The sequence below is a fragment of the Microbacterium hydrocarbonoxydans genome (assembly GCF_000956475.1).
In the GTDB taxonomy this organism is placed as follows: domain Bacteria; phylum Actinomycetota; class Actinomycetes; order Actinomycetales; family Microbacteriaceae; genus Microbacterium; species Microbacterium hydrocarbonoxydans_A.
The window spans coordinates 1,134,935-1,157,045 of record NZ_JYJB01000010.1 but is presented as its reverse complement, the minus strand read 5'-3'; the positions used below and the strand labels follow the sequence as shown (position 1 = coordinate 1,157,045).

Genomic DNA, 22,111 nt, shown 5'->3' with positions numbered 1-22,111 from the left:
TGCCATGCCCCGGTGAACGGCGAGTGTCGTCAGGAACGAGCCGCCGTGACCCGCTTCTTCTCGCGGATGTACACCTCGCGGCGCACCTTCGCGACGACGTCGCCGTCGCGATCGGTGATCACGGTGTCGAACCACTCGAGCACCTTCGCTCCGCCCTTCGCACGTTCACGGATCTCTTCGGCTCGCTCGCGCGGCACGTCGAACTCGGCGGTCAGCACACCTCGGCCCGGCTTCACGAACTCGATCTCGCCGCGGGTGTCCCACACCACGTAGTCGCGACCGAGCTGATGCATGACCAGCATGAAGAAGTAGGGATCCGTCATGGCGGACATCGAGCCGCCGAACGCGGTCTTGACGTAGTTGCGGGTGAGCACGTTCACGTGCAGTTCGACGGTGGCGTGGGTCCAGTCGTCGCTGAATCGTCGGATGCGGATTCCGCTGAAGAGGTTGGGGATCCACAGGCTCATGCCCAGGGCCAGGCGGCGGGGAGTGATGCGCATGCGGCCAGTGTGGATGACGGCGGGCGATCGCACAAAGCGGATTAGAGGATTCGCACAGCTGCCGTAGGCTGGCCGCGGGATCTCCGTGCGCCTGTGGCGAGCGGGCCGCCGCACGAGGGGTCCGCCGACGCGAACCGAGGAGGCCTCCTTGACCATCGACCAGCCGACCGGCACGACGCTGACGCGCGTCCCCTGGCCGGCGGTCGTCGTCTTCACCCTCCTCGCCTGTGCGCTCGCCTGGCTCGTCTGCCTGCCGCTCTGGCTCGGTGACGGACTCGCCGAGCCGATCTCTGGCCTGCTGCTGCCCGCGATGATGCTGACTCCGGCGCTCGCGGCGCTCATCGTCGCGTTCGCGATGCGGGTGCCGAAACGCGGAGAGCGCCTGCGGTCCCTCGGTCTCTGGCCGATGCGTCCCGTGCGGCGGGTGGTGTGGCTCATGGTGCTGGGCTGGCTCGCCCCGCCCGTGCTCGTCGCGCTCAGCATCCTGCTCGCCGCTGGTCTCGGATTCGTGCAGCTCGACTTCGCCTTCTCGGGGTTCGCCGCAGAGCTGAAGAAGGCGCTTCCCGCCGGCACGCCGCTGCCGCCGGTGGGTGTCGTCGTGGCCGCTCAGGTGGCGATGATCCCCCTCGGAGCACTGTTCAACAGCATCCTCGCGTTGGGAGAGGAGCTCGGCTGGCGCGGCTGGCTCCTGCCGGCGCTGCGGCCGCTGGGAACCTGGCCCTCGCTCCTTCTCAGCGGAGCGATCTGGGGCTTCTGGCACAGCCCCGTCGTCCTACTCGGGTACAACTTCGGCCGCACCGATGTCACAGGTGTCTTGTTCATGATGGGCGGATGCATCGCCTGGGGCATCCTGCTCGGCTGGCTTCGGGTGCGCTCGGGCTCGGTGTGGCCTGCAGTCCTCGCTCATGGTGCGCTGAACGCCGCAGGCGGACTCATCGTGCTCGTCGCCGTGGCGCAGCCAGACCTCGCGCTCGCCGGCCCCCTCGGCGTCGCCGCCTGGATCGTGATCGCCGCGGTCATCCTGATCCTCTTGCTCGCGGGCCAGTTCAGAGTGCAGCCCGAACTCGCGCCGACACCGCGGGTCGCGGGGACCCCCGACGCCCCTTGACCGCGACCTCGGTGCGGGGTTGGCTGAGGGCATGGAATCCACACCCGCGGCCTGGGCCGCAGCCGACGTCTTCCTCGCCGACACCCTCGTCGGGCACGACCCGGCGCTGGAAGCCGCGCTCGATGCGCAGCGCGCCGCCGGCCTGCCGGAGATCGAGGTCGCACCCGTCGGGGGCAAGCTGCTCAGCGTGCTCGCACGCATGAGCGGCGCTCGCCGCGTGCTCGAGATCGGCACGCTGGGCGGATACTCCACGATCTGGCTGGCGCGCGCCGTCGGGCCCGAGGGGAGCGTCGTGACGATCGAGGCCGAGGCTGACAACGCCGCGGTCGCCCGCGCGAGCATCGACGCTGCCGGCGTCGGCGATCGCGTGGACATCCGGATCGGCCGCGGCGAGCAGGTGCTCCCGACCCTGGAGGGACCGTTCGACCTCGTGTTCATCGACGCCGACAAGGAGTCGAACACGATCTACCTCGACTGGGCGGCGAGACTCGGACACTCCGGCACCGTGATCGTGCTGGACAACATCGGCCGCGAGGGCGAGATCGTGCGCGAAGACTCGACGGATTCGAAGGTCATCGGCACGAGAGACGGACTGCGGATGCTGGGGGAGGACCCGCGCTTCGACGCCACAGCTCTCCAGACCGTCGGCGTCAAGGGCTGGGACGGCGTCGCGATCGCGCTCGTCGTCTGAGCGCTCCCGCTCTGAAATCGCCCGCACCCGACGGGCTAGACTGACCACGGATCGACGTCGCTCCACCACAACACTTTTCCGAACAAGGAGCACTTCTGTGGCACTGATCGAGGCTGTAGGCGCACGCGAGATTCTCGACTCGCGCGGTAACCCGACCGTCGAGGTGGAGGTGCTCCTCGACGACGGCGTGGTCCAGCGGGCGGCCGTTCCCTCGGGCGCATCCACCGGCGCATTCGAGGCGTACGAGCTGCGTGACGGCGACAAGAGCCGCTACGGCGGCAAGGGCGTCCTCAAGGCCGTCTCCGCCGTCATCGACGAGCTCGGCCCGGCTATCGAGGGCGTCGAGGCGAGCGAGCAGCGCATCGTCGACGAGATCCTCAACGAGACCGACGGCACCGAGAACAAGCAGCGCACCGGTGCGAACGCGATCCTCGGCGTCAGCCTCGCGGTCGCGAAGGCCGCGGCCGACTCGGCTGACCTGCCGCTGTTCCGCTACCTCGGCGGCCCGAACGCGCACCTCCTGCCCGTCCCGCTGTTCAACGTCATCAACGGCGGCGAGCACGCCGACAACGGCATCGACATGCAGGAGTTCTTCCTCGCGCCGATCGGCGCCGAGACCTACTCCGAGTCCCTGCGCTGGGGCGTCGAGACCTATCACGTGCTGCGCAGCGAGCTGAAGGCAGCCGGCTACGCCACCGGTCTCGGCGACGAGGGCGGCTTCGCCCCTGACCTGCCCAGCAACCGCGAGGGCCTCGAATTCCTCATCAAGGCGATCGAGAAGGCGGGCTTCACTCCCGGCAAGGACATCGCACTCGGCCTCGACGTCGCCGCGACCGAGTTCTTCAACGACGGCGTCTACCGCCTCGACAACAAGGACTGGAGCGGCCCCGAGCTGATCGAGTACTACAAGGGCCTGGTCAACGACTTCCCGATCGTCACGATCGAGGACGCTCTGGCCGAAGACGACTGGGACAACTGGAAGCTTCTCACCGAGGCGCTCGGCTCGAAGGTGCAGCTCGTCGGCGACGACCTGTTCGTCACCAACCCGCAGCGACTGGCCGACGGCATCAAGCGCGGCGTCGCGAACTCGCTGCTGGTCAAGGTGAACCAGATCGGCACCCTGACCGAGACGTTCGACGCCGTCAGCCTGGCGCAGCGCTCGGGCTACACGGCGATGCTCTCGCACCGCTCGGGCGAGACCGAGGACACCACGATCGCCGACCTCGCGGTCGCCACGAACGCCGGCCAGATCAAGACGGGTGCGCCTGCTCGCTCCGAGCGCGTCGCGAAGTACAATCAGCTTCTGCGCATCGAGGAGGAGCTCGGCGACGCGGCTGTCTTCGCCGGTCGCTCGGCCTTCCCGCGCTTCAGCGCCTGATCGGCTGACGCGCACGCACTGAACCGACACACGAGAGGGGGAGCCATGGCGAGACGTCCGGCTCCCCCTTCTTCGTCGCCGCGCACGTCTGCCGGGGTCAAGCCCGCCGGTGCGAGATCTTCGCCGCCGCCACGTCAGCGGAGGCGGCCCGCGAACCGTGTCGACGTGCGCGAGTGGGCCTCCGGCATCCGCCTCTCGGCGTTCTCGGTGATCATGCTGTCGCTGGTCGTGCTCGGGGCCTGGGTGCTGGTGCCGACGATGGGGACCTTCATCGACCAGCGCCAGAAGATCGCCGCACTCGAAGCGTCGATCCAGGTCTCGCAGGACGAGATCGCCGCACTCCAGCAGGAGCGCGAGCGCTGGGACGACCCCGCGTACATCACCACGCAGGCGCGTGAGCGGCTCTACTATGTCAAGCCCGGCGAGGTCGTATACCTGGTGGACAACGACCTCGATCCGGCCGCGCTTCCCCGTGAGCAGGAGCACGTGAGCGACACTCTGGAGGAGAAGCCCGCCGACTGGATGCCGCAGCTGCTGCGCACCCTGACCTCCGCCGGCCTCAGCCAGACCGCCGTCCCCGCTCAGTGACGCGCCCGATGGCGCCCGTTGTAGGCATCCTCTCGGCAGCCTCCCGTACGCTGGAGAGGTGACCACGCCGCCCTTCGCCGCCCCCACACCCGCCGAGATCGCTGTCGTGTCGGCGCAGCTGGGGCGGCCTGCGCGCGGCGTCGTCGGAATCGCGGCACGCTGCGCATGCGGAAACCCCGCCGTCGTCGCGACCACTCCGCGTCTGCCCGACGGCACGCCGTTCCCGACGTTCTACTACCTGACCCACCCCGCCGCGACCGCCGCGATGTCGACCCTCGAGGCGACGCAGGTGATGCCCGAGCTGGCTGCTCTCCTCGCCGACGACGAAGGCGTCGCCGCGGCTTACCTCGCGGCTCACGAGTCCTACCTCGCCGATCGGCGTCAGTTCGGCGAGGTGCCCGAGATCGACGGTGTCTCGGCCGGCGGCATGCCCACGCGCGTGAAGTGCCTGCATGCTCTCGCGGGTCACGCGCTCGCGGCAGGTCCGGGAGTGAACCCGATCGGCGACGAGGCCCTGGCGCGCTCCGCGTGGTCGCCCTCGATCTGCCGCTGCGAGGAGCCTGGCGCCGCGATGCGTGAGGCGCCGGACGCATGAGAAGGCGGCGGATGCTGCGTACTGCCGTCGCGACGGCAGTGGTGGCGGCATCCGTCCTGATCACCGGCGCGGCCGCGACACCCGCTCCGGTTCCCGACGACCCGACCGATCCTGTCCGCGGCAGCGAGTACTGGCTCGACGCGGCGCACATCCGCGAGGCCTGGCAGACCACGCGCGGGGAGGGTGCGACCATCGCCGTGATCGACACGGGCATCGCGAAGGTCCCTGGTGTCTTCGACGGGGCGGTCGCCGATGGCACCGACGTGTCCGGCAGCGGCACCTCGGACGGGCGCACTCCGCTGGGGGCGATCGACGGCAACCACGGCTCATGGGTGGCATCGCTGGCCGCCGCGCGGGGAACCGCGGAGGGCACCGGCATGATCGGCGTGGCGCCGGAGGCGAAACTGCTGTCGATCTCGGTCGGGTTCGGCGCCGCGGCATCCGTTCCGTTCTCCGAGCAGATCGCGAAGGGGATGCGCTGGGCCGTAGACCACGGCGCCGACGTCATCAACCTCTCGTTCACGACGAACACGCTCGACTGGGATCAAAGCTGGGACGACGCGTTCCTGTACGCCTTCGAGCACGATGTCGTGGTCGTCGTAGCGGCCGGCAACAGGGGGAGCGGCACCAACATCATCGGCGCGCCCGCCACGATCCCCGGTGTCCTGACGGTCGGCGGGGTGGACCAGACCGGCACCGCGAGCCTCGAGGCCTCGACCCAGGGGATCACGATCGGCGTGTCCGCACCGAGCGAGGGCCTCATCGGCATGTCGGCCGACGGCACGCTCGCGTCCTGGAACGGGACCAGCGGTGCCGCGCCCATCGTCGCCGGCGTCGCCGCCCTCGTCCGATCGGCGCACCCGGACATGACCGCCGCGAACGTGATCAATCGGATCATCAAGACGGCGGTGCCCGCGCCCGGCATGACGGCAGTGCCGGACCCGTTGTACGGCTACGGCCTGCTGAACGCGCAGGCGGCGGTCACGGCCGACGTCCCCTCGGTGGACAAGAATCCGATGGGTGACCTCGCCGAGTGGGTGCGGCTGTTCCGCCGTGCGCAGACCGAGCCGCTTCCGGAGCCCACCGCGACGCCGATCGCGGTGCCTCCGCTGCCGGCCGCGGATGCGCCTGCCGAGCCGACATCGCCACTGCTTCCCAGCGCCGATTCACTGCGCTACGGTACCCTTCCGCTCATCGCGCTCACAGTCCCTGGTATCCTGGTAGCGCTTGGCGTCACCGCAGCTGCCCGGCGCATCCGATCGGCGCGCGCTCGCACGCCAAATTCCTGACTCCGAGGAGTTGTCCCCCTGTGCCTCAGAACAGCACTGTGCCCAAGATTCTGATCGTCGGCGGAGGCTATGCAGGCTTCTACACCGCGTGGAAGCTGGAGAAGCACCTTCGCAAGGGTGAAGCCGAAGTGACCATGGTCGACCCGCTGCCGTACATGACGTACCAGCCGTTCCTTCCAGAGGTCGCCGCGGGTTCGATCGAGGCGCGCCACTCGGTGGTCGCGCACCGCCGTCACCTCAAGCGCACGAACGTTCTCACCGCGAAGGTGACGGGCATCGACCACGCCAACAAGGTTGCGACGATCACTCCGCCGCTCGGCGACCCGTACGAGTTCGCGTACGACCAGATCGTCGTCACCGCCGGCGCCGTCTCGCGCACGTTCCCGATCCCGGGCATCGCCGACAACGCGATCGGTCTCAAGACGATCGAAGAGGCCGTCGCGATCCGCGACCGCCTGATGTCCAACTTCGACAAGGCCGCATCCGTGCCGGCCGGTCCCGAGCGCGACCGTCTGCTCACGGTCGTCGTGGTCGGCGGCGGGTTCGCAGGCATCGAGGTCTTCGCCGAGCTGCGCTCGCTGGCCTCCTCGCTGCTCGCGAAGTACCCGAACCTGACCTTCGAGGACACGCACTTCCACCTCATCGAGGCGATGGGCCGCATCATGCCCGAGGTCTCCCTGAAGACGAGCGAGTGGGTCCTCAAGGATCTGGCCAAGCGCGGCGCCAACGTGCACCTCGACACGCAGCTCACGAGCGCCGTCGGTGGAAATGTCGAGCTCTCCACGGGCGAGACCATCCCGACCGACCTGATCGTCTGGACCGCCGGTGTCATGGCGAACCCGACCGTGGTCCGCGGCGGCGACCTCCCCGTCGAGGAGCGCGGCCGCATCCAGACCCGCGCCGACCTTCGCGTCGGCACCGCCGATGACATCGTCGAAGGCGCCTGGGCGGCCGGCGACGTCTCGGCCGTTCCCGACCTCTCGGGCGGTGGCGTCGGCGGCATGTGCGTGCCGAACGCCCAGCACGCGGTGCGTCAGGCGAAGCTCCTCGCGAAGAACCTCGTCGCCGTGCTGCGCGGTGAGAAGCCCAAGGAATACTTCCACAAGAACCTCGGTGCCGTGGCCGGCCTCGGGCTCTACAACGGCGTGTTCCAGTCCGGCAAGATCGCTCTCAAGGGCTTCGTGGCCTGGGTCGCCCACCGCGGTTACCACGGTCTCGCGATGCCGACGTGGGAGCGCAAGTTCCGTGTGCTGTGGGGCTGGTGGAACAACCTGTGGCTCGGTCGCGACCTCGTGAACCTGCAGACGGTGCAGAACCCTCGCTACGTGTTCGAGGAGTTCGCCGCCCGCCCACGCCCGGCGGCAGACGCAGCTCCGGCCGCGCCCAAGGTCGAGGCGCCCGCCAAGGCCGAAGAGAAGAAGCCCGAACCGGCGGCGACCAAGTAGGTCTCAGATGACGAATGCCCCGTTTCCGAGAGGAAACGGGGCATTCGTCATCTTCGGGTCGGCTCAATGGGCCGATGCTCGCGCTCCGCGCACGTACCGCGACATCGCGGGGTGCGCGAGGAACGTCTCGAGCGCTGCCTGGGCCTCGGCGAGGCCAGTGAACGTGCCGCGTTCGCGACCGAACGGGTCGCGCGCGATGTAGCCGTCGACGTCGTGGTCGATGGATCCGCCGAAGACGCCGTCAGTGTCAGCGACCCAGAGTCCGGCGTCCGCCTCCGTCCACCTGGTCCGGATCGCGTCCATGTGGGTGAGCGATTGAATGGGGCTGATGAGTGTCATCGTCGTCGTCCTTCCGCTCCTGAGATCGCGGATTCGCGACCTCCCCTTCACTCTGTCAGCGGCCGGATCGGGCACCCAAATCCTCGGCAGGGTCTTGCGCTGACTCGCAGGCACCTGCTATCGCGCGGACGGCGCACCCGCTCACACCGAGACCGGACCCGAGTGCCGAGGGATCGCCGGCAGCAGGGTGAGCGAGATCAGCAGCGCGACGGAGGCGAACACGGATGCCGCGACGAACCCGTCGTGGAAGACTGCGACCCTGGCCGCGGCCATGAGCGCCGCATCGCCGTGAGCCGCCGCCGTCAGCTCGTCGACGCGACGGAAAGCCCAGGTGGCCGACACCGCGACGCCGAGGGCGCCCCCGACCTCCTGGCTCGTGTTGATGAGTCCTGCGGCGAGGCCGGCCCGCTCCTCCGGGACGCGGGCTTGAGCGGCGATCTGCAGCGGAACGAACGAGAGTCCCATTCCGAGCCCGGCGAGCGCGAAGACCGGAAGGACGACGGCGACGTACCCGGCATCCTGTCCGATCACGGACAGCAGAACGACCGCTGTCGTGAGCATGCCGAGCCCGATCACGAGGATGACCTTGCCCGGACGCTTCGCCACGAGCCCCGATGCGAGGCCCGCCCCGACCGCGACGAAGACGGCGAGCGGCACGTACGAGAGCCCGGTCTGCAGCGGCGAGTAGCCGAGCACCTGCTGCAGGAGAAGGCTGGCGAAGAAGAACACCGTGACGACCGTGCCGAGCAGGAACAGCGTCGCGATGTTCGCGAAGCGGAGCAGTCGTCCACGGAACACGTCGAGGGGCACCAGCGGCACGCGGGTGCGTGACTCGACGAGAACGAAGAGGCCGAGAAGAACGGTGGCGGCGGCCAGGAGAACGATCACGACGGGCGACGACCAGCCGCCGTCGATCGTCTCGCCGAGGCCGAACAGCAGGCTCAGCAGGCCACCGGTGAGCAGCACGGCTCCGGCAAGGTCGAAGCGTCGACGCAGGCCGCTGGTCTCGGGCAGCACACGGGGCGCGAGCAGGACGGCCGCGACAGCGACCGGCACGTTGATGAAGAAGATCCAGCGCCAGCCGGGGCCGTCGGAGAGCACTCCGCCGAGAGTGACGCCGGCGACCGAGGCGATGCCGGTCAGCGCTCCCCAGAGCCCGAGCGCCTTCGCGCGCTCCCGCCCGCCGATGAAGATCGTCGTCAGCGTCGCGAGGGCGGCGGGGGCGATCAGGGCGGCTCCGAGCCCCTGCGCGGCACGGGCGGCGAACAGCAGGGTCTGATCCGGAGCGATCCCGGCCGCGAGGGAAGCGCCTCCGAACAGGGCGAGACCGATGCGCAGCATCCGCCTCCTGCCGAGCGAGTCCGCCAGACGCGAACCGAGGAGGAGCGAGCCGCCGAGGACGGCGCCGTACAGGGTGATGACATAAGGGAGCGCGGACTCGGGGATCCGCAGTTCGTGCTCGATGGACGGAAGGGCAACGTTCACGATGCTGACATCGAGAAAGACCATGAACTGCGCGATGGCGAGGAAGGCCAGTGCCGGGCCGGGGCGTCGGATGCCGTCGGCGATGCCGTCGCGGCTCGCCGTGGGGGTCGGGGAAGTGCTCATGCGTGCTCCTCTTGAGCGTTCGTCGGTGTGGATGCACAACACGTTAGTTTCCTGAGTACACTAGGTACCTACAGGTAACCGACAGATGATCGCGAGGAGCGAACATGACCATCGTCGACAGCCCCGCACTGGTCGCCGGAGGCGGGTGCCCGATCGCCCCCGTGGTGGACATCGTGTTCAGCCGGTGGACCACGCCGATCCTGTGGCAGCTCAACGCCCACGGAAGGCAGAGGTTCACGGATCTTCGAGACCTCGTCGAGGGCATCACGGCGAAGGTGCTCACGCAGCGCCTGCGCCAGCTCGAGCGCGACGGGCTCGTCGAGCGCACGAGCCACCCCGAGATTCCACCTCGAGTGGAGTACGAGATCACCGAACTCGGCCGCAGTCTCGCACCGGTGTTCGCCGCTCTCGTGACCTGGTCGGAGGACAACCTCGACCGCGTCGCCGATGCCCGCGAGGGCTACGACACCTCCGGCCGCCCACGACCATGATCTGCAGGTACCCCCGGTCGGACTCGAACCGACACTGAAGCGATTTTAAGTCGCCTGCCTCTGCCATTGGGCTACGGGGGCGTGCGATCAGCCTACAAGCGGATGCTGTCGCGACGGGGTCCCGGTCTTCGCGACACCGGGTACCCCGAAGCCGTAGGGTGGGGGAGTGCTCGACCTCACCGAAGAACTGAGCCCCGCTCCGGTAGCGCCCGAGTGGGAGGACCCGGCCCTCTACTGGCCGCGTCTGTCTGCCGCGACCGGCCATCTGCCCGCCCCGGTCGCCGTGATCGATCGCGAAGCGCTGCGGCACAACGCGATGGATCTGCTGGTGCGCGCCGGCGGGCTCCCGATCCGCGTGGCATCGAAATCCGTGCGGGTGCGCGCCGTGCTGGATGCCGTGCTCGCGCTGCCGGGATTCCAGGGAATCCTGGCCTTCACCCTGGCGGAGGCTCTTTGGCTCGCCAAGACGCACGACGACATCGTGCTCGGTTATCCGACCGTGGATCGTTCCGGCCTGGAGCGGCTCTTCGCCGACGAGCGGGCCGCCCGGCGCATCACCCTCATGGTCGATGACCCGGCGCATCTCGATCTGATCGACAGCGTCGCATCTGCGGGAAGCCGACCGGAGCTCAGGGTCGCGATCGACGTCGACGCCTCGCTGCGTTCACCGGTGCTCGGCCACATCGGCGTGCGCCGATCCGGTCTCTTCACGCCGGGAGAGGTCGCCGCTTTCGCGCGGCAGGTCGTCTCTCGGCCGGGGTTCCGCCTGGTCGGCGTGCAGATGTACGACGCGCAGATCGCCGGTCAGGGCGACAACGCGGGTCCTGACGCTCCGCTCATCCGCGCTGTGCAGGCTCGCTCTCGCGCCGAGCTGCGCGAGCGTCGCGCAGCCGTCGTCACCGCCGTGACAGAGGTCGCGCCGCTCGAGTTCATCAACGGAGGCGGCACCGGCTCGCTGGAGTTCACGGGCAGCGACGAGTCGCTCACGGAGGCGAGCGCAGGCAGCGGTCTCCTCGGCGGGCATCTGTTCGACGGGTACCGCTCGTTCCGTCCCGCACCGGCTGCCGCGTTCGCGTTCGATGTGGTGCGACGGCCGGCCCGCGACATCGCGACCGTGCTGGGGGGCGGATGGATCGCCTCAGGCCCTCCGGTCGCGTCCCGACAGCCTCTCCCTGTGTGGCCGCAGGGGCTGCGCACCCTGCCGCGCGAGGCCGCGGGCGAGGTGCAGACGCCGCTGCAGGGGCCGGCGGCGGTCGCCCTGGGCGTGGGCGACCGCGTGTGGTTCCGCCACACCAAGAGCGGTGAGCCGGCTGAGCGGGTCAACAGCTACCACCTCGTCTCCGCAGACGAGGTCATTGACGAACTGCCGACGTACCGCGGCGAGGGGAAGGCGTTCCTGTGACGAGAATCGGCGGCACCTGGCAGAACTGGGGACGATCGGCGTCCGCGACGCCGCTGCGCGTGGAACGCCCGCGTACACCTGAAGGAGTGCAGCGGGCGGTGCAGGCGGCCGCTGCTCAGGGGCTGACCGTCAAGGCGGTCGGGGCAGGGCACAGCTTCACCGGGATCGCGGTCGCACCCGGCGTGCTTCTGGAGCTCGACGACCTGCAGGGCCTGGTGTCCGCCGACGCCGCCACCGGACGGGTGAGCCTGCTCGCCGGCACGCGGCTTCATCGGATCCCGGCGCTTCTCGCGCCCTACGGACTCGCGATGGAGAATCTCGGCGACATCGACCGGCAGTCCATCTCGGGAGCGATCTCGACCGGCACGCACGGCACCGGAGCCCGCTTCGGCGGCCTGGCGACGCAGGTCGTCGGCATCACGATGATCACGGCGGCCGGCGAGTTTCTGCGCATCGACGAGGAGCGCGATCCCGAGCTGCTTCCCGCCGCAGCCCTCGGCCTCGGCGCCCTCGGAATCATCGTCGAGGTCACGCTCCAATGCGTGCCGGCGTTCGTGATGCGAGCGATCGACGAGCCTGCGCCGCTGGCAGACGTGCTCGCGACGCTCGACGAGCGGGTCGCGGCATCCGATCACTTCGAGTTCTACTGGTTCCCGCACACCGATGTCGCACTCACCAAGACGCAGTCGCGTCTGCCCGAATCCGCGAAGCGCGAACCCCTGCCCGCCGTCGGCAAGTGGATCGACGAGACCCTGCTCTCGAACGGCGTCTACCGCGTCGTCTGCGCGGCCGGTCGAGCCGCACCCGCGATCACTCCGCCCTTCAGTCGTCTCGCGGTCAAGCTCACCGGTGACCGCCGTTACACCGACCTGTCGCATCGTGTTCTCACGCAGAGCCGTACCGTGCGCTTCCGAGAGATGGAGTACGCGCTGCCGGTCGAGAACGTGGTGCCCGCGTTCCGCGCTGTGCAGTCGCTGATCGCGCAGCGCGGGTGGCGCGTCGAGTTCCCGATCGAGGTGAGGTTCGCGCGCGAGGACGACCGCTGGCTGTCGACCGCCTACGGGCGGGCCACCGGATACATCGCCGTGCATCGGTACTGGCGCAACGACCCGACCGAGTACTTCGGAGCCGTGGAGCAGATCATGCTCGAACACGGAGGTCGTCCTCACTGGGGGAAGCTGCATACGCTCACCGCCGAGCAGCTGCGCGAGAAGTACCCGCTTTTCGACGACTTCACGGCGCTGCGTGATCGACTCGATCCCGAGCGCCGGTTCGCCAATCGCCACCTCGATCGCATCCTGGGGACGTGAGATCGTCCGCGCGGCGTACCCAGTCGACGCGCAGGCTGCGTCGATAGGATGAGAGAAACACGAGGAAGGGTGGGCCTCTGATGGAATGGCTCGTGCCGGTACTGATCATCGTCGGTCTGGTTCTGCTCATCGGAATCTATCTCTGGGCGACCTACAACTCGCTCGTGCAGCTCAAGGTCCGAGTCGACGAGGCATGGAGCGGCATCACGGTGCAGCTGAAGAGGCGCGCCGATCTCATCCCGAACCTCATCGAGACCGTCAAAGGCTATGCGTCGCATGAGAAGGCCGTGTTCGAGAACGTGACCCGCGCGCGCGCCGAGACGCTCTCGGCCGGAAGCCCCGGCGCGGCCGGCATCGCCGAGGGCCATCTGCAGCAGGCGCTGCGGAGCCTCTTCGCCGTCGCCGAGGCGTATCCGCAGCTGCAGGCGAGCCAGAACTTCCTCCAGGTGCAGTCGGCTCTGGTCGACACCGAAGACAAGATCCAGGCCGCCCGCAGGTTCTACAACGGCGGGGTGCGCGAACTGAACACCAAGATCAAGGTCTTCCCGAACAACATGTTCGCGAAGGGGCTCGGGTTCACCGAGCGCGAGTTCTTCGAGGTCGCCGACAGCGGCGCGATCTCCGAACCGCCGCGCGTGCAGTTCTGATGCTTATGACGAAGGCCCGGTGCTCGCACCGGGCCTTCGTCATGTGAGCGGATGCCGAGTGCTGCCGGCGATGATCGCAGCGTTCCCGCGAGCACCGCGCTGACCCGGCGTCACCAGATGTCGATGTCTACCTCGTCGTCGGTGATCGCGATGTCACCGCGCACGGCCCAGTTCTCGGTGCGATAGGTCTCGGTTCGCGTCGCCCCGTCCTGCCCGGTGCCGCTGACGGTGGCGACGAGGACTCCGCCCGTCGCCGTGAACGAGTCTCCGTCGAGCGTCAGCACCGGAAGCGTCTCGACTCGATAGCGGATGCCGGTCACGCCGGCGAACTCTGTGCCCCAGGGGATCACGATGCCGCAGTGCTCCGGAGGCGCGAGCGCGGTGCTCTCGGCGCACGTGGTAAGGAGCGCGTCGAGCTTCTCCTGTGCGCGCTCGGCTGCCGGAGCCGGCGTGGTCGCGACCGGCGCGGGAGCGGGGCTCGACGGGGCCGGGATCGTCGAACTCTGCCAGACCAGCGCGGTGGCACCGCCCGCCACGACCACAGCAGCGACCGTGCCGCCGATGATCCAGCCGCTGCGTCGCCTCATGACGTGACCTCGCGGGCGTGCACATGGCGCCGCACTTCGGTGGCTGCTCGCCCGCGCAGCGCGTCGTGGAGGGCGTCGGCGGCGGTGCCCCATCCAGACACCGACACGTGCTCGAGATCCTGCCAGGCGGCGGCGAGCACGAGCTCGCCGGCGATCGCGTCGGCGTCATCGCGCGGGCGGGCCTGCGGCTCCCACCAGGCGGACTGCACCTGGAGCGTCGATGCGGCGCGATCGGCCTTGAGATCGACGCGCGCGACGATCCGATCGCCCACGAGCACCGGCAGCGAGTAGTAGCCGAATCGGCGCTTCTCCGCGGGTACGTAGATCTCGATGCGGTAGTCGAGGTCGAACGCGCGCAGCGCCCGGTCACGGAACCAGACGACGGGGTCGAACGGCGTCAGCAGTGCGGCGGCCTCGACTCGGCGGGGGAGCACCGCATCCGCATGCCGCCACGCGGGCAGTGGGCGCCCCTGTCGTTCCCAGCCCCTGACCTGGATGGGCAGCAGCTCTCCGGCCTCCGTCAATTCTCCGATCGCGGTCGCGACAGCGGCACGATCGCGGATGCGATAGTAGTCGGCGAGGTCGGATGCGGTCGCCACGCCGTGAGAGCGCGCGGCCCGGCGGATCAGCTCTCGGATCGCGTCAGGGATAGCGATGTCCTGCTGCAGGATGTGGGCCGGAACGACATGCTCGGCGAGCGCGTAGCTGCGTTCGAAGCCCTTGCGCCCGCTGATGGCGACGTCGCCGGTGCGCCACATGTGCTCGAGCGCGAGCTTCACCTCGTCCCAGTCCCACCAGGTGCCGCGTTCGCGCGGCGCGTCTGCGCGGATGTCGGCGGGGCGCAGCGGACCGCGCGCCCGCAGCTCGTCGCGCACCCAGGAGAGGGTGCGCTCGTTGCTCGCTCCCCATGACCCCGCCTTCGCGAGCCGTGCACGGAAGTACTCCCTGCGGAAACGCCACAGGGGCCAGTCCTCGATCGGCATGAATGTCGCTTCATGCGCCAGATACTCGACGTAGTGCGTCGTCTTCGCCAGGAAGACCCGATCGAGGAGCTCGGGTGCATAGGCGCCGAGCCGGGAGAAGAACGGCATGTAGTGCGACCGCGCGAAGACATTGACCGAGTCGATCTGCAGCACCCCGAGACGGCCCATGGCGGTGTGGAGGTGCCGGGCGTTGACGGATGCCGGGCGCGATCGCGTGAAGCCCTGAGCGGCCAGCGCTATGCGGCGCGCCTGCGCGGGGCTGAGCGTGTCTGTCACCTCGTCAGCGTATCGCCGGGCTCGGACATGGCATCCGTCAGCTGCGGTGTCCGCGATCACTGCGTCTTCGCGATCCCCGTAGGATTGTCAGATGAGCGAAGAGCAGCGTCCGCGGTTCCTGGATCTCTTCCGCCCGCGCCCGATCAGCACAGATCGCACCGTCACGACCGAGGCCGACGAGGTCGTCCCGATCGGGCTGCGCGTCACCGCCGCCTACGCCTGGCGCGTGCTCCTGATCGCCGCCGTCATCGCCGGCTTCATCTGGATCGTCATCCAGTTGAAGCTGCTGGTCATCCCGCTCATGGTCGGCATCCTGATCACAGCCCTGCTCTGGCCGGCCTTCGAGTGGATGCTGCGCAAGAGGTTCCCGCGGTGGGCCGCGGTCGCGATCTCGATCGGAGGCACGCTCGCCATCGTCGCCGCTCTGATCACGCTGGTCGTCTGGCAGATCCAGCAGCAGCTCGATGAGGTGAAGGAACGCAGCGGGCAGGCGGTGGACGACCTTCAGCAGTTCCTGATGGGCGCACCACTGAACCTCACCCAGAAGGAGATCGACGGCTACCTCGGCCAGGCCCGCGGATTCTTCAACGATCAGGCCGATCTCCTTCTCAACGGCGCCCTCAGCGTCGGCACCACGGCGGCGCACGTCGTCACGGGGGCGGTCCTCGCCCTGTTCATCCTCATCTGCCTGCTCGCCGACGGCGGCGGCATCTGGAAGTGGACGCTCCGCCTGTTCCCGCGCGGGGCTCGCCCTGCGGCCGATGCTGCGGCCCGCAACGGCTGGGCGACCATCGTGAACTATGCGCGGACCCAGTTGCTCGTCGCCGCGATCGATGCGGTAGGCATCGGCCTAGGCGCCGCTCTCCTCGGCGTACCGCTCGCCATCCCTGTCGCCGTGCTCGTGTTCCTCGGCTCCTTCGTGCCCATCGTCGGCGCCGTCGTGACGGGCGCTCTCGCCGTGCTGCTCGCCCTCGTCTACAACGGCCCCTGGATCGCCCTCGCGATGCTCGGAGTCGTGCTCCTCGTCCAGCAGCTGGAGGGGCACATCCTCCAGCCGATCCTCATGGGCTCGGCAGTCAAGGTCCATCCGCTCGCGGTGGTGCTCGTGGTTGCCGGAGGCTCGATGATCGGCGGCATCCCGGGGGCGCTCTTCGCCGTTCCCCTCGCGGCGTTCGTGAACGTCGCCGCCGTCACGGTCAGCAGCGGATCCTGGCGCACGGGTGACCAGCCCCACGCAGACCTCATCTGGAGTACAGTGCCGCGCGAGCGGAGAAGGAGCAATCCATGAGTGCAGTCCCCAGCCTGACCGAGTTCGCGAATGCCGCGCAGAGCCTGGCTGAGGTGATCACGCACACGCCGACTCTCCCGTCGCGTGCGCTGTCCGACATTCTGGGTGCGCCCGTCCTGCTGAAGATGGAGAACCTGCAGCGCACCGGCTCGTTCAAGATCCGCGGCGCCGCGTACCGGCTCTCCCGGCTCAGCGCCGAGGAGCGCGCACGCGGCGTGGTGGCGGCATCCGCGGGGAACCATGCCCAGGGCGTCGCGCTCGCGGCGCAGGCTCTCGGCATCCCCGCGACGATCTTCATGCCTCTCGGGGTTCCCGTGCCCAAGCTCCTCGCCACTCGCGGGTACGGTGCCGAGGTCGTGCTCGAGGGGGAGACCGTCGCCACCTCGCTGCGGCTCGCCGCCGAGTTCTCCGAGCGCACCGGAGCCGTGCTGATCCATCCCTTCGACCACCGCGATGTCATCATCGGGCAGGGCACGCTGGGACTCGAGCTTCTCGAGGACGCACCCGAGGTCGACACGATCCTCCTCGGCATCGGCGGCGGCGGCCTCATCGCGGGTGTAGCGGCGGCGGTCAAGGCGCGTGCCGCGGAGCTCGGGCGCAGCATCCGGATCATCGGTGTGCAGGCCGAGAACGCGGCCGCCGTGCCGCCCTCTCTCGAGGCCGGCCACCCGGTAGACATCGAGACCCGTCCGACCATCGCCGACGGCATCCTCGTCGCCCGCCCCGGGGCGCTCCCGTTCGAGATCATCAGAGATCTCGTCGACGAGGTGGTCACCGTCACCGATGACGACCTGGCTCGCGCGATCCTGATCCTGCTCGAGCAGGCCAAGGTCGTGGCGGAGCCTGCGGGCGCCGCCGGGGTCGCCGCGATCCTCGCGGGCAAGGTGAAGCCCACCGGTACGACGATGGCCGTGCTCACGGGCGGGAACATCGATCCGCTGCTGCTGCAGCGTGTGGTGTCGCACGGGCTGGCGGCATCGGGTCGCTACCTGACCATCCGCATCCCGCTGCCTGACCGGCCCGGTCAGCTCGCGCGGGTATCCGAACTGATCGCGGAGGCCGGCGCCAATGTGATCGAGGCGATGCACACCCGGCACGGCCACGGACTGCAGATCAGCGAGGTGTTCCTCGAGCTCAGCGTCGAGACCCGCGGCTCGGAGCACTCCGAGCGCACGCTCGACACCCTGCGTCGCGCCGGCTTCGAGCCGATCGTCGTCCCCGACTGACGGGAACGAGAACGGCGGCCGCACCCGTGCAGGGTGCGGCCGCCGTTCTCGTGCGGCGAGCGGATCAGCCGGTGTAGGTCTCGACGTTCACGATCTCGACCGCGATGGAGCGTCCGTTCGGCGCCTCGTACGACGACTTCTCGCCGACCTTCAGGCCGAGGATGGCCTGGCCCAGCGGGCTGGCCTCGCTGTACACGTCGAGGTCGCTGCCCACGGCGATCTCGCGACTGCCGAGCAGGAAGACCTCCTCGCCGCCTGCGACGATCGCGGTGACCACGGTGCCGGGCTCGACGATGCCCCGGCTCGGCGGAGCCTCGCCGACCTTGGCGGTCTTCAGCAGGTTCTCGAGGGTGCGGATGCGCGCCTCCTGCTTGCCCTGCTCGTCCTTCGCGGCGTGATAGCCGCCGTTCTCCTTGAGGTCGCCCTCTTCACGGGCGGCCTCGATGCGCTTGGCGATCTCTTCGCGGCCGGTGGTGGACAGGTGCTCCAGCTCAGCGACGAGCCGGTCATACGCTTCCTGCGTGAGGAAGGGAACCTGAGCATCGGTGGACATGACGAAGCTCCTTCGTTCGGTATCCCGCCCGGAGCCTCCGGGGGATATGCCAAGACGCCCCGGCACGGTGCCAGGGCGTCGTCTGTCTGCCACGAGTCTAGGCGACCCAGCAGGTGTTCACCAAACCTGTCGTCGCCTCTGCGACCGTGGGCACAGTGGCCGAGACGGCCTGGGAATGGTCTTCGCCGGCGGCGATCTCGACGACCTTCCAGCCGACGACGCCGAACTCCTCATCGAGTGCTTCGACGACGCATGCGACGTTCTTGCCCTGCACTCCGGTGAGCTGGAAGCGCACCGTGACGCTGTGCGAATCCACGAGGTCGAAACCGAGGTCGTCGGCATCGACCGACTGCATCTCGCGAGCCGCCGTCATCCAGGCGAAGGCTCCGACGCCCAGGAGTGCGATGACGATCGCGATGATCCACGGCCGCCGCCTGCTGCGGGTGCGGCCATAGCGTTCGTCGAGCTCTTGTGCGGTCGTCACGGGTGGGGTCTTCCGGTCGTTAGGCTTGTCTCTACAGGTTATGCGACCTGCATATGAAAGGCCGACACATGCGCGCTCTGACCGAATCCCCGATGCCGACGCCCACGATGACCGTGGCGCCGGAGCTGGTCACCCCGGGGTTCGTCGGCTTCGCGGCGGTTGTCGTCATCCTCGTGGCCGTGGTCCTGCTGATCCTCGACATGAACCGCCGCATCCGCCGGGTACGGTACCGCGAAGAGGTTCGCGACGAGCTGGATGCCGAGCAGGCGGCCCTCGAGGCGGAGCACGCGACGGAGACCGACGCGGATCTGCCGATCGTCGACGAGAACGACGACGACCCCATCACGAAGTAGCGTCGGGCTCAGGCAGGCACCCCGAGCGAGGGGCTCAGCGGAGCCATCGCGATGAGCAGGCACGCGGCCCAGTGGCACAGGAATGCCAGCACGGTGCACACGTGGAAGATCTCGTGGAAGCCGAAGTGGCCTGGCCACGGGTTGGGCTTCTTCAGCGCGTAGATGATCGCGCCCCCCGTGTACAGCAGGCCGCCGACGATCACGAGCACCATCATCGCGAAGTTCGCGTTCATCAGGTCGACCATGTACATCACGGCAGCCCAGCCCAGCAGCAGGTAGAGCGCCACGTACAGCCAGCGGGGCGCGTTGATCCAGAACACGCGGAACAGGATGCCGAGCAGCGCCCCGCTCCACACCAGGATCAGCAGCAGCAGGCCCTTCTGCGGGGGGAGGGCGAGAACCGCGAGCGGCGTGTAGGTGCCCGCGATCAGCAGCAGGATGTTGGCGTGATCGATGCGCTTCAGGATCATCTTGACCGTCGGGCGCCAGTTGAAGCGGTGGTACAGCGCCGAGTTGCCGAAAAGAAGCATCGAGGTGGCCATGAACACCGCAGAAGCCCACTTGCCGGGCGTGCCGACTGTCAACGAGATGAGCACGATTCCCGCCACGATCGCGATCGGGAACGTGCCCGCGTGGATCCACCCTCGCCAGGTCGGCTTGATCTCGATCGTCGCGTCTTTCGAGGCCGCGTCGAGGAGCGGGAGCTGGGGCAGGTCGGGTGCCGAGTTCTCGGGTGTGCTCACGTGCTCACTCTAAACGCGGCGGCATTCCTCCGGCCGTACATATCCTCAGCAAGCACACCGGATGCCGGGCCACCGGCGCGGTAGCGTAGGGAGGTGATGACACGGGAGAGCCAGGGGCGGGGACCGCTGTATCGGCTCTACAGCAGCCGCCTGCGTCGGCACCTCGATCCAGCCACCATGCCGCACCATGTCGCGATGATGATCGACGGCAATCGCCGGTGGGCCCGTCAGCTCGGTTACACGACCCCGGCGGAGGGGCATCGTGCGGGAGCCGCGAAGATGCGGGAGTTCCTCGGCTGGTGCGACGAGCTCGGCATCCGCGTGGTGTCGCTGTACCTGCTCTCGAGCGACAATCTGCGAAAGCGCGACTCTTCGGAGCTCGCCGATCTCATCGAGATCATCGCGGAGCTCGCCGATGCCCTCTCGCGCGAGGGCAACTGGCGCGTCAAGCACGTCGGGCGCAGCGACATCCTTCCAGCCGAGCTCGCGAAGGTGCTGGCGGATGCTGAGGAGCGCACCCGCGATCACACCGGCCTGCACGTCAACCTCGCGGTCGGCTACGGCGGTCGCAACGAGATCGTCGACGCCGTGCGCAGCATCATCACCAAGCACGAGGCTTCCGGCGGCACGATGGAGGATCTCGCGGCGCACCTCACGCCGGAGATGATCGGCGAGCACCTCTACACCGGAGGGCAGCCGGATCCCGATCTCGTGATCCGCACCAGCGGCGAGCAGCGGCTCAGCGACTTCCTGCTCTGGCAGAGCGCGCACAGCGAGTTCTACTTCGTCGAGGCCCTGGGGCCAGACCTTCGCCAGGTCGACTTCCTTCGCGCGATCCGCGATTTCGCCGACCGCGACCGGCGCTTCGGCCGCTGACTCTGCGTTCGTCGGCGACTGAGCCTCCATCGGTCGGTCACAGAGTCCCATCCGTGGGTCACTGAGCTTGTCGAAGTGCCAGAATGACGCGGTGAGCACTCTCGACGACTACCTGGCGACCTTCGACAACGAATCCGGATATCTCAACTGGGCCGCCTTCGGCCCGCTGTCGCCGTCCGTGCGCGAAGAGGTCTTCGCCGACGCCGATCTGCTCGGGAGCGGCCGGCCCTCCTCCCTCGCGCTCGTGGGGGAGCGGATCGGGGAGGCGAAGCGGCTCATCGCCGAGATACTCGGCGCGGACGCCGAGGAGGTCACCCTGCAGGCATCCGCGACTCACGGGCTCATGCACGCACTGTACGGTCTGACCGGAGTCGTCGTGGCGTCGACCGCCGAGTTCCCGAGCGTGAGCCTCACTCTCGAACGTGCCGCTCAGGTCTCCCACGGCGCGCTGTCTGCTCGGTGGATCGCTCCGGCCGATGGCAGGGTGACGACGGATGCCGTCGCCGAGGCGCTGGACGACGACGTCACCGCGGTCGCAGTCAGCCACGTCGACTTCCGCACCGGCTATCGCGTCGACATCGCGGCGCTGCGCGAGCTGATCGGGCCCGACCGGCTGCTCATCGTCGACGCCGTGCAGTCGTTCGGGATCGTCGAGGCCGACTACGCCGCAGCCGACGTCGTGGTCGGGCACGGTTACAAATGGCTGCGAGCAGGCAGGGGCACGGGTTTCGCGAGCTTCTCGGCATCGGCTCGCGAGCGCATAGCCCCGGTTCTCAGCGGCATCACGGGCACGGCGGCCGAAGGCCTTCCGTCAGACGCACTGCCCGGCCCCGCAGCATCCGCCCAGGCCTTCACCGTCAGCGGACCCGATACGCTCGCTGCTGCCCGACTCGCGATCGGTGCGCGCGACGTGCGCGACGTCGGGGTCGACGCGATCGAGGCACGTCTGGCCGAGCAGGTCGACGCGGTGCTGGAGATCGCTGACAGGCACCGCATCGCGGTGACCTCGCCGCGCGAGCACGAGTGGCGAGCGGGCATCGTCTCGCTCGCGCCGGAGGAGCCTGCGCGCCTCGCGGCGGCGCTCGCGAACGCCGGACTCGTCGTCACCGCCCGCGGTGCGGCCGTGCGGATCGCGCCGCACGCAGGGACGGATGCTGCGACGCTGCAGCTGCTCGACGAGACTCTCGCGGCGTTCGGCAACGAGACGTTCATCAGCGCGTAATGATCGGCGGCGTGTCGAGGCGCCGTTAAGCACGTGAGTGGTCGTAGCTTCTAGGCATCGGGCATGGCGCCCGATCGAGTCGGCCTCAGGTAAGCGACTCGTGACCCCCTGGTCGACTCGTTCGAATAG

General features: G+C 68.9%; 24 protein-coding genes and 1 tRNA gene. 16 read left to right on the top strand and 9 right to left on the bottom strand.

Annotated features, from left to right (window positions below; translation table 11 throughout):
- Positions 1–29: 29 nt before the first annotated feature.
- On the bottom strand, positions 30–500 hold the full coding sequence (locus tag RS84_RS18170; protein WP_045259103.1) for a PaaI family thioesterase: 471 nt from the start codon (positions 498–500) through the stop codon (positions 30–32).
- 148 nt (positions 501–648) lie between these two features.
- Between RS84_RS18170 and RS84_RS18165 the strand changes: the two genes are divergently transcribed.
- The 7 genes from RS84_RS18165 to RS84_RS18135 all read left to right on the top strand — a co-directional run bounded on the left by RS84_RS18165 (position 649) and on the right by RS84_RS18135 (position 7,594).
- The gene (locus RS84_RS18165) at positions 649–1,608 is read left to right on the top strand and encodes a CPBP family intramembrane glutamic endopeptidase (protein ID WP_235281529.1); all 960 of its coding nucleotides are present in this window, start codon (positions 649–651) and stop codon (positions 1,606–1,608) included.
- A 31-nt stretch (positions 1,609–1,639) separates the two neighbouring features.
- Positions 1,640–2,299, top strand: a complete 660-nt coding sequence (locus RS84_RS18160; RefSeq protein WP_045259102.1) for an O-methyltransferase — start codon at positions 1,640–1,642, stop codon at positions 2,297–2,299.
- A 97-nt stretch (positions 2,300–2,396) separates the two neighbouring features.
- On the top strand, positions 2,397–3,677 hold the full coding sequence (gene eno / locus RS84_RS18155; protein ID WP_045259101.1) for a phosphopyruvate hydratase: 1,281 nt from the start codon (positions 2,397–2,399) through the stop codon (positions 3,675–3,677).
- Positions 3,678–3,842: 165 nt separating this feature from the next.
- Entirely contained in the window at positions 3,843–4,265 is a 423-nt protein-coding gene (locus tag RS84_RS18150; protein ID WP_235281528.1) for an FtsB family cell division protein, read from the top strand.
- Between the two features lie 58 nt (positions 4,266–4,323).
- On the top strand, positions 4,324–4,860 hold the full coding sequence (locus tag RS84_RS18145; protein WP_045259100.1) for a DUF501 domain-containing protein: 537 nt from the start codon (positions 4,324–4,326) through the stop codon (positions 4,858–4,860).
- Positions 4,861–4,871: 11 nt separating this feature from the next.
- Positions 4,872–6,149 carry a S8 family serine peptidase gene (locus RS84_RS18140; RefSeq protein ID WP_052676436.1) on the top strand — a complete coding sequence of 426 codons (1,278 nt, stop codon included), beginning with the start codon at positions 4,872–4,874 and terminating at the stop codon, positions 6,147–6,149.
- A gap of 38 nt (positions 6,150–6,187) precedes the next feature.
- Positions 6,188–7,594 carry an NAD(P)/FAD-dependent oxidoreductase gene (locus RS84_RS18135; RefSeq protein ID WP_045259329.1) on the top strand — a complete coding sequence of 469 codons (1,407 nt, stop codon included), beginning with the start codon at positions 6,188–6,190 and terminating at the stop codon, positions 7,592–7,594.
- A 63-nt stretch (positions 7,595–7,657) separates the two neighbouring features.
- Here the strand turns inward: RS84_RS18135 and RS84_RS18130 are convergent, their stop codons facing one another.
- Together RS84_RS18130 and RS84_RS18125 are read right to left on the bottom strand one after the other, a co-directional pair.
- The gene (locus tag RS84_RS18130) at positions 7,658–7,933 is read right to left on the bottom strand and encodes a hypothetical protein (protein ID WP_152641870.1); all 276 of its coding nucleotides are present in this window, start codon (positions 7,931–7,933) and stop codon (positions 7,658–7,660) included.
- A 141-nt stretch (positions 7,934–8,074) separates the two neighbouring features.
- Positions 8,075–9,541 carry an MFS transporter gene (locus tag RS84_RS18125; protein ID WP_082062256.1) on the bottom strand — a complete coding sequence of 489 codons (1,467 nt, stop codon included), beginning with the start codon at positions 9,539–9,541 and terminating at the stop codon, positions 8,075–8,077.
- 104 nt (positions 9,542–9,645) lie between these two features.
- On the opposite strand from RS84_RS18125, the gene RS84_RS18120 reads away from it, so the two are divergent.
- Positions 9,646–10,032 carry a winged helix-turn-helix transcriptional regulator gene (locus RS84_RS18120; protein ID WP_045259097.1) on the top strand — a complete coding sequence of 129 codons (387 nt, stop codon included), beginning with the start codon at positions 9,646–9,648 and terminating at the stop codon, positions 10,030–10,032.
- An 8-nt stretch (positions 10,033–10,040) separates the two neighbouring features.
- On the opposite strand, the gene RS84_RS18115 is transcribed toward RS84_RS18120, so the two are convergent.
- A tRNA-Leu gene (locus RS84_RS18115) sits at positions 10,041–10,113 on the bottom strand.
- 85 nt (positions 10,114–10,198) lie between these two features.
- Between RS84_RS18115 and RS84_RS18110 the strand changes: the two genes are divergently transcribed.
- The 3 genes from RS84_RS18110 (at position 10,199) to RS84_RS18100 (ending at position 13,391) form a co-directional block, all read left to right on the top strand.
- A complete protein-coding gene (locus tag RS84_RS18110) occupies positions 10,199–11,434 on the top strand; it encodes an alanine racemase (protein ID WP_045259096.1) in 1,236 nt (411 codons plus the stop codon).
- A complete protein-coding gene (locus tag RS84_RS18105; protein WP_045259095.1) occupies positions 11,431–12,744 on the top strand; it encodes a D-arabinono-1,4-lactone oxidase in 1,314 nt (437 codons plus the stop codon). Before RS84_RS18110 ends, RS84_RS18105 begins: the two co-directional genes overlap by 4 nt.
- 80 nt (positions 12,745–12,824) lie before the next feature.
- A complete protein-coding gene (locus tag RS84_RS18100) occupies positions 12,825–13,391 on the top strand; it encodes a LemA family protein (protein ID WP_045259094.1) in 567 nt (188 codons plus the stop codon).
- 110 nt (positions 13,392–13,501) lie between these two features.
- Here the strand turns inward: RS84_RS18100 and RS84_RS18095 are convergent, their stop codons facing one another.
- Together RS84_RS18095 and RS84_RS18090 are read right to left on the bottom strand one after the other, a co-directional pair.
- Positions 13,502–13,978, bottom strand: coding sequence for a hypothetical protein (locus tag RS84_RS18095; RefSeq protein ID WP_045259093.1), 477 nt, complete (start codon positions 13,976–13,978; stop codon positions 13,502–13,504).
- Positions 13,975–15,237 (bottom strand): winged helix-turn-helix domain-containing protein, encoded by a 1,263-nt coding sequence (locus RS84_RS18090; RefSeq protein WP_045259327.1) that lies wholly within the window; start codon positions 15,235–15,237, stop codon positions 13,975–13,977. Before RS84_RS18090 ends, RS84_RS18095 begins: the two co-directional genes overlap by 4 nt.
- Positions 15,238–15,328: 91 nt before the next feature.
- On the opposite strand from RS84_RS18090, the gene RS84_RS18085 reads away from it, so the two are divergent.
- Together RS84_RS18085 and ilvA are read left to right on the top strand one after the other, a co-directional pair.
- Positions 15,329–16,525: an AI-2E family transporter gene (locus RS84_RS18085; protein WP_045259092.1), complete on the top strand. Its 1,197-nt coding sequence runs from the start codon at positions 15,329–15,331 to the stop codon at positions 16,523–16,525.
- Positions 16,522–17,751: a threonine ammonia-lyase gene (gene ilvA / locus RS84_RS18080; protein WP_045259091.1), complete on the top strand. Its 1,230-nt coding sequence runs from the start codon at positions 16,522–16,524 to the stop codon at positions 17,749–17,751. Before RS84_RS18085 ends, ilvA begins: the two co-directional genes overlap by 4 nt.
- Positions 17,752–17,815: 64 nt before the next feature.
- On the opposite strand, the gene greA is transcribed toward ilvA, so the two are convergent.
- Both greA and RS84_RS18070 read right to left on the bottom strand, forming a co-directional pair.
- The gene (gene greA, locus RS84_RS18075; protein WP_045259090.1) at positions 17,816–18,304 is read right to left on the bottom strand and encodes a transcription elongation factor GreA; all 489 of its coding nucleotides are present in this window, start codon (positions 18,302–18,304) and stop codon (positions 17,816–17,818) included.
- 97 nt (positions 18,305–18,401) lie between these two features.
- Complete coding sequence (locus tag RS84_RS18070) at positions 18,402–18,788, bottom strand: DUF4307 domain-containing protein (RefSeq protein WP_045259089.1); 387 nt, start codon at positions 18,786–18,788, stop codon at positions 18,402–18,404.
- 68 nt (positions 18,789–18,856) lie between these two features.
- Between RS84_RS18070 and RS84_RS18065 the strand changes: the two genes are divergently transcribed.
- Entirely contained in the window at positions 18,857–19,141 is a 285-nt protein-coding gene (locus RS84_RS18065) for a hypothetical protein (RefSeq protein ID WP_045259088.1), read from the top strand.
- An 8-nt stretch (positions 19,142–19,149) separates the two neighbouring features.
- Here RS84_RS18065 and trhA read toward each other — a convergent pair whose 3' ends face one another.
- The gene (gene trhA / locus RS84_RS18060) at positions 19,150–19,884 is read right to left on the bottom strand and encodes a PAQR family membrane homeostasis protein TrhA (protein ID WP_414738825.1); all 735 of its coding nucleotides are present in this window, start codon (positions 19,882–19,884) and stop codon (positions 19,150–19,152) included.
- A gap of 96 nt (positions 19,885–19,980) precedes the next feature.
- Here trhA and RS84_RS18055 point away from each other — a divergent pair, with 96 nt between their 5' ends.
- Together RS84_RS18055 and RS84_RS18050 are read left to right on the top strand one after the other, a co-directional pair.
- Complete coding sequence (locus tag RS84_RS18055) at positions 19,981–20,760, top strand: isoprenyl transferase (RefSeq protein WP_045259087.1); 780 nt, start codon at positions 19,981–19,983, stop codon at positions 20,758–20,760.
- A gap of 91 nt (positions 20,761–20,851) precedes the next feature.
- Positions 20,852–21,982 carry an aminotransferase class V-fold PLP-dependent enzyme gene (locus tag RS84_RS18050; RefSeq protein WP_045259086.1) on the top strand — a complete coding sequence of 377 codons (1,131 nt, stop codon included), beginning with the start codon at positions 20,852–20,854 and terminating at the stop codon, positions 21,980–21,982.
- Positions 21,983–22,111: the final 129 nt, after the last annotated feature.

Bases quoted from the DNA above. Each gene is read 5' to 3' on its own strand.
- RS84_RS18085 (WP_045259092.1), top strand. From the start codon at position 15,329: ATGAGCGAAGAGCAGCGTCCGCGGTTCCTGGATCTCTTCCGCCCGCGC.
- RS84_RS18100 (WP_045259094.1), top strand. From the start codon at position 12,825: ATGGAATGGCTCGTGCCGGTACTGATCATCGTCGGTCTGGTTCTGCTC.
- RS84_RS18130 (WP_152641870.1), bottom strand. From the start codon at position 7,933: ATGACACTCATCAGCCCCATTCAATCGCTCACCCACATGGACGCGATC.
- RS84_RS18065 (WP_045259088.1), top strand. From the start codon at position 18,857: ATGCGCGCTCTGACCGAATCCCCGATGCCGACGCCCACGATGACCGTG.
- ilvA (WP_045259091.1), top strand. From the start codon at position 16,522: ATGAGTGCAGTCCCCAGCCTGACCGAGTTCGCGAATGCCGCGCAGAGC.
- RS84_RS18125 (WP_082062256.1), bottom strand. From the start codon at position 9,541: ATGAGCACTTCCCCGACCCCCACGGCGAGCCGCGACGGCATCGCCGAC.
- RS84_RS18055 (WP_045259087.1), top strand. From the start codon at position 19,981: ATGACACGGGAGAGCCAGGGGCGGGGACCGCTGTATCGGCTCTACAGC.
- greA (WP_045259090.1), bottom strand. From the start codon at position 18,304: ATGTCCACCGATGCTCAGGTTCCCTTCCTCACGCAGGAAGCGTATGAC.
- RS84_RS18170 (WP_045259103.1), bottom strand. From the start codon at position 500: ATGCGCATCACTCCCCGCCGCCTGGCCCTGGGCATGAGCCTGTGGATC.
- RS84_RS18120 (WP_045259097.1), top strand. From the start codon at position 9,646: ATGACCATCGTCGACAGCCCCGCACTGGTCGCCGGAGGCGGGTGCCCG.
- RS84_RS18140 (WP_052676436.1), top strand. From the start codon at position 4,872: ATGCTGCGTACTGCCGTCGCGACGGCAGTGGTGGCGGCATCCGTCCTG.
- RS84_RS18160 (WP_045259102.1), top strand. From the start codon at position 1,640: ATGGAATCCACACCCGCGGCCTGGGCCGCAGCCGACGTCTTCCTCGCC.
- RS84_RS18095 (WP_045259093.1), bottom strand. From the start codon at position 13,978: ATGAGGCGACGCAGCGGCTGGATCATCGGCGGCACGGTCGCTGCTGTG.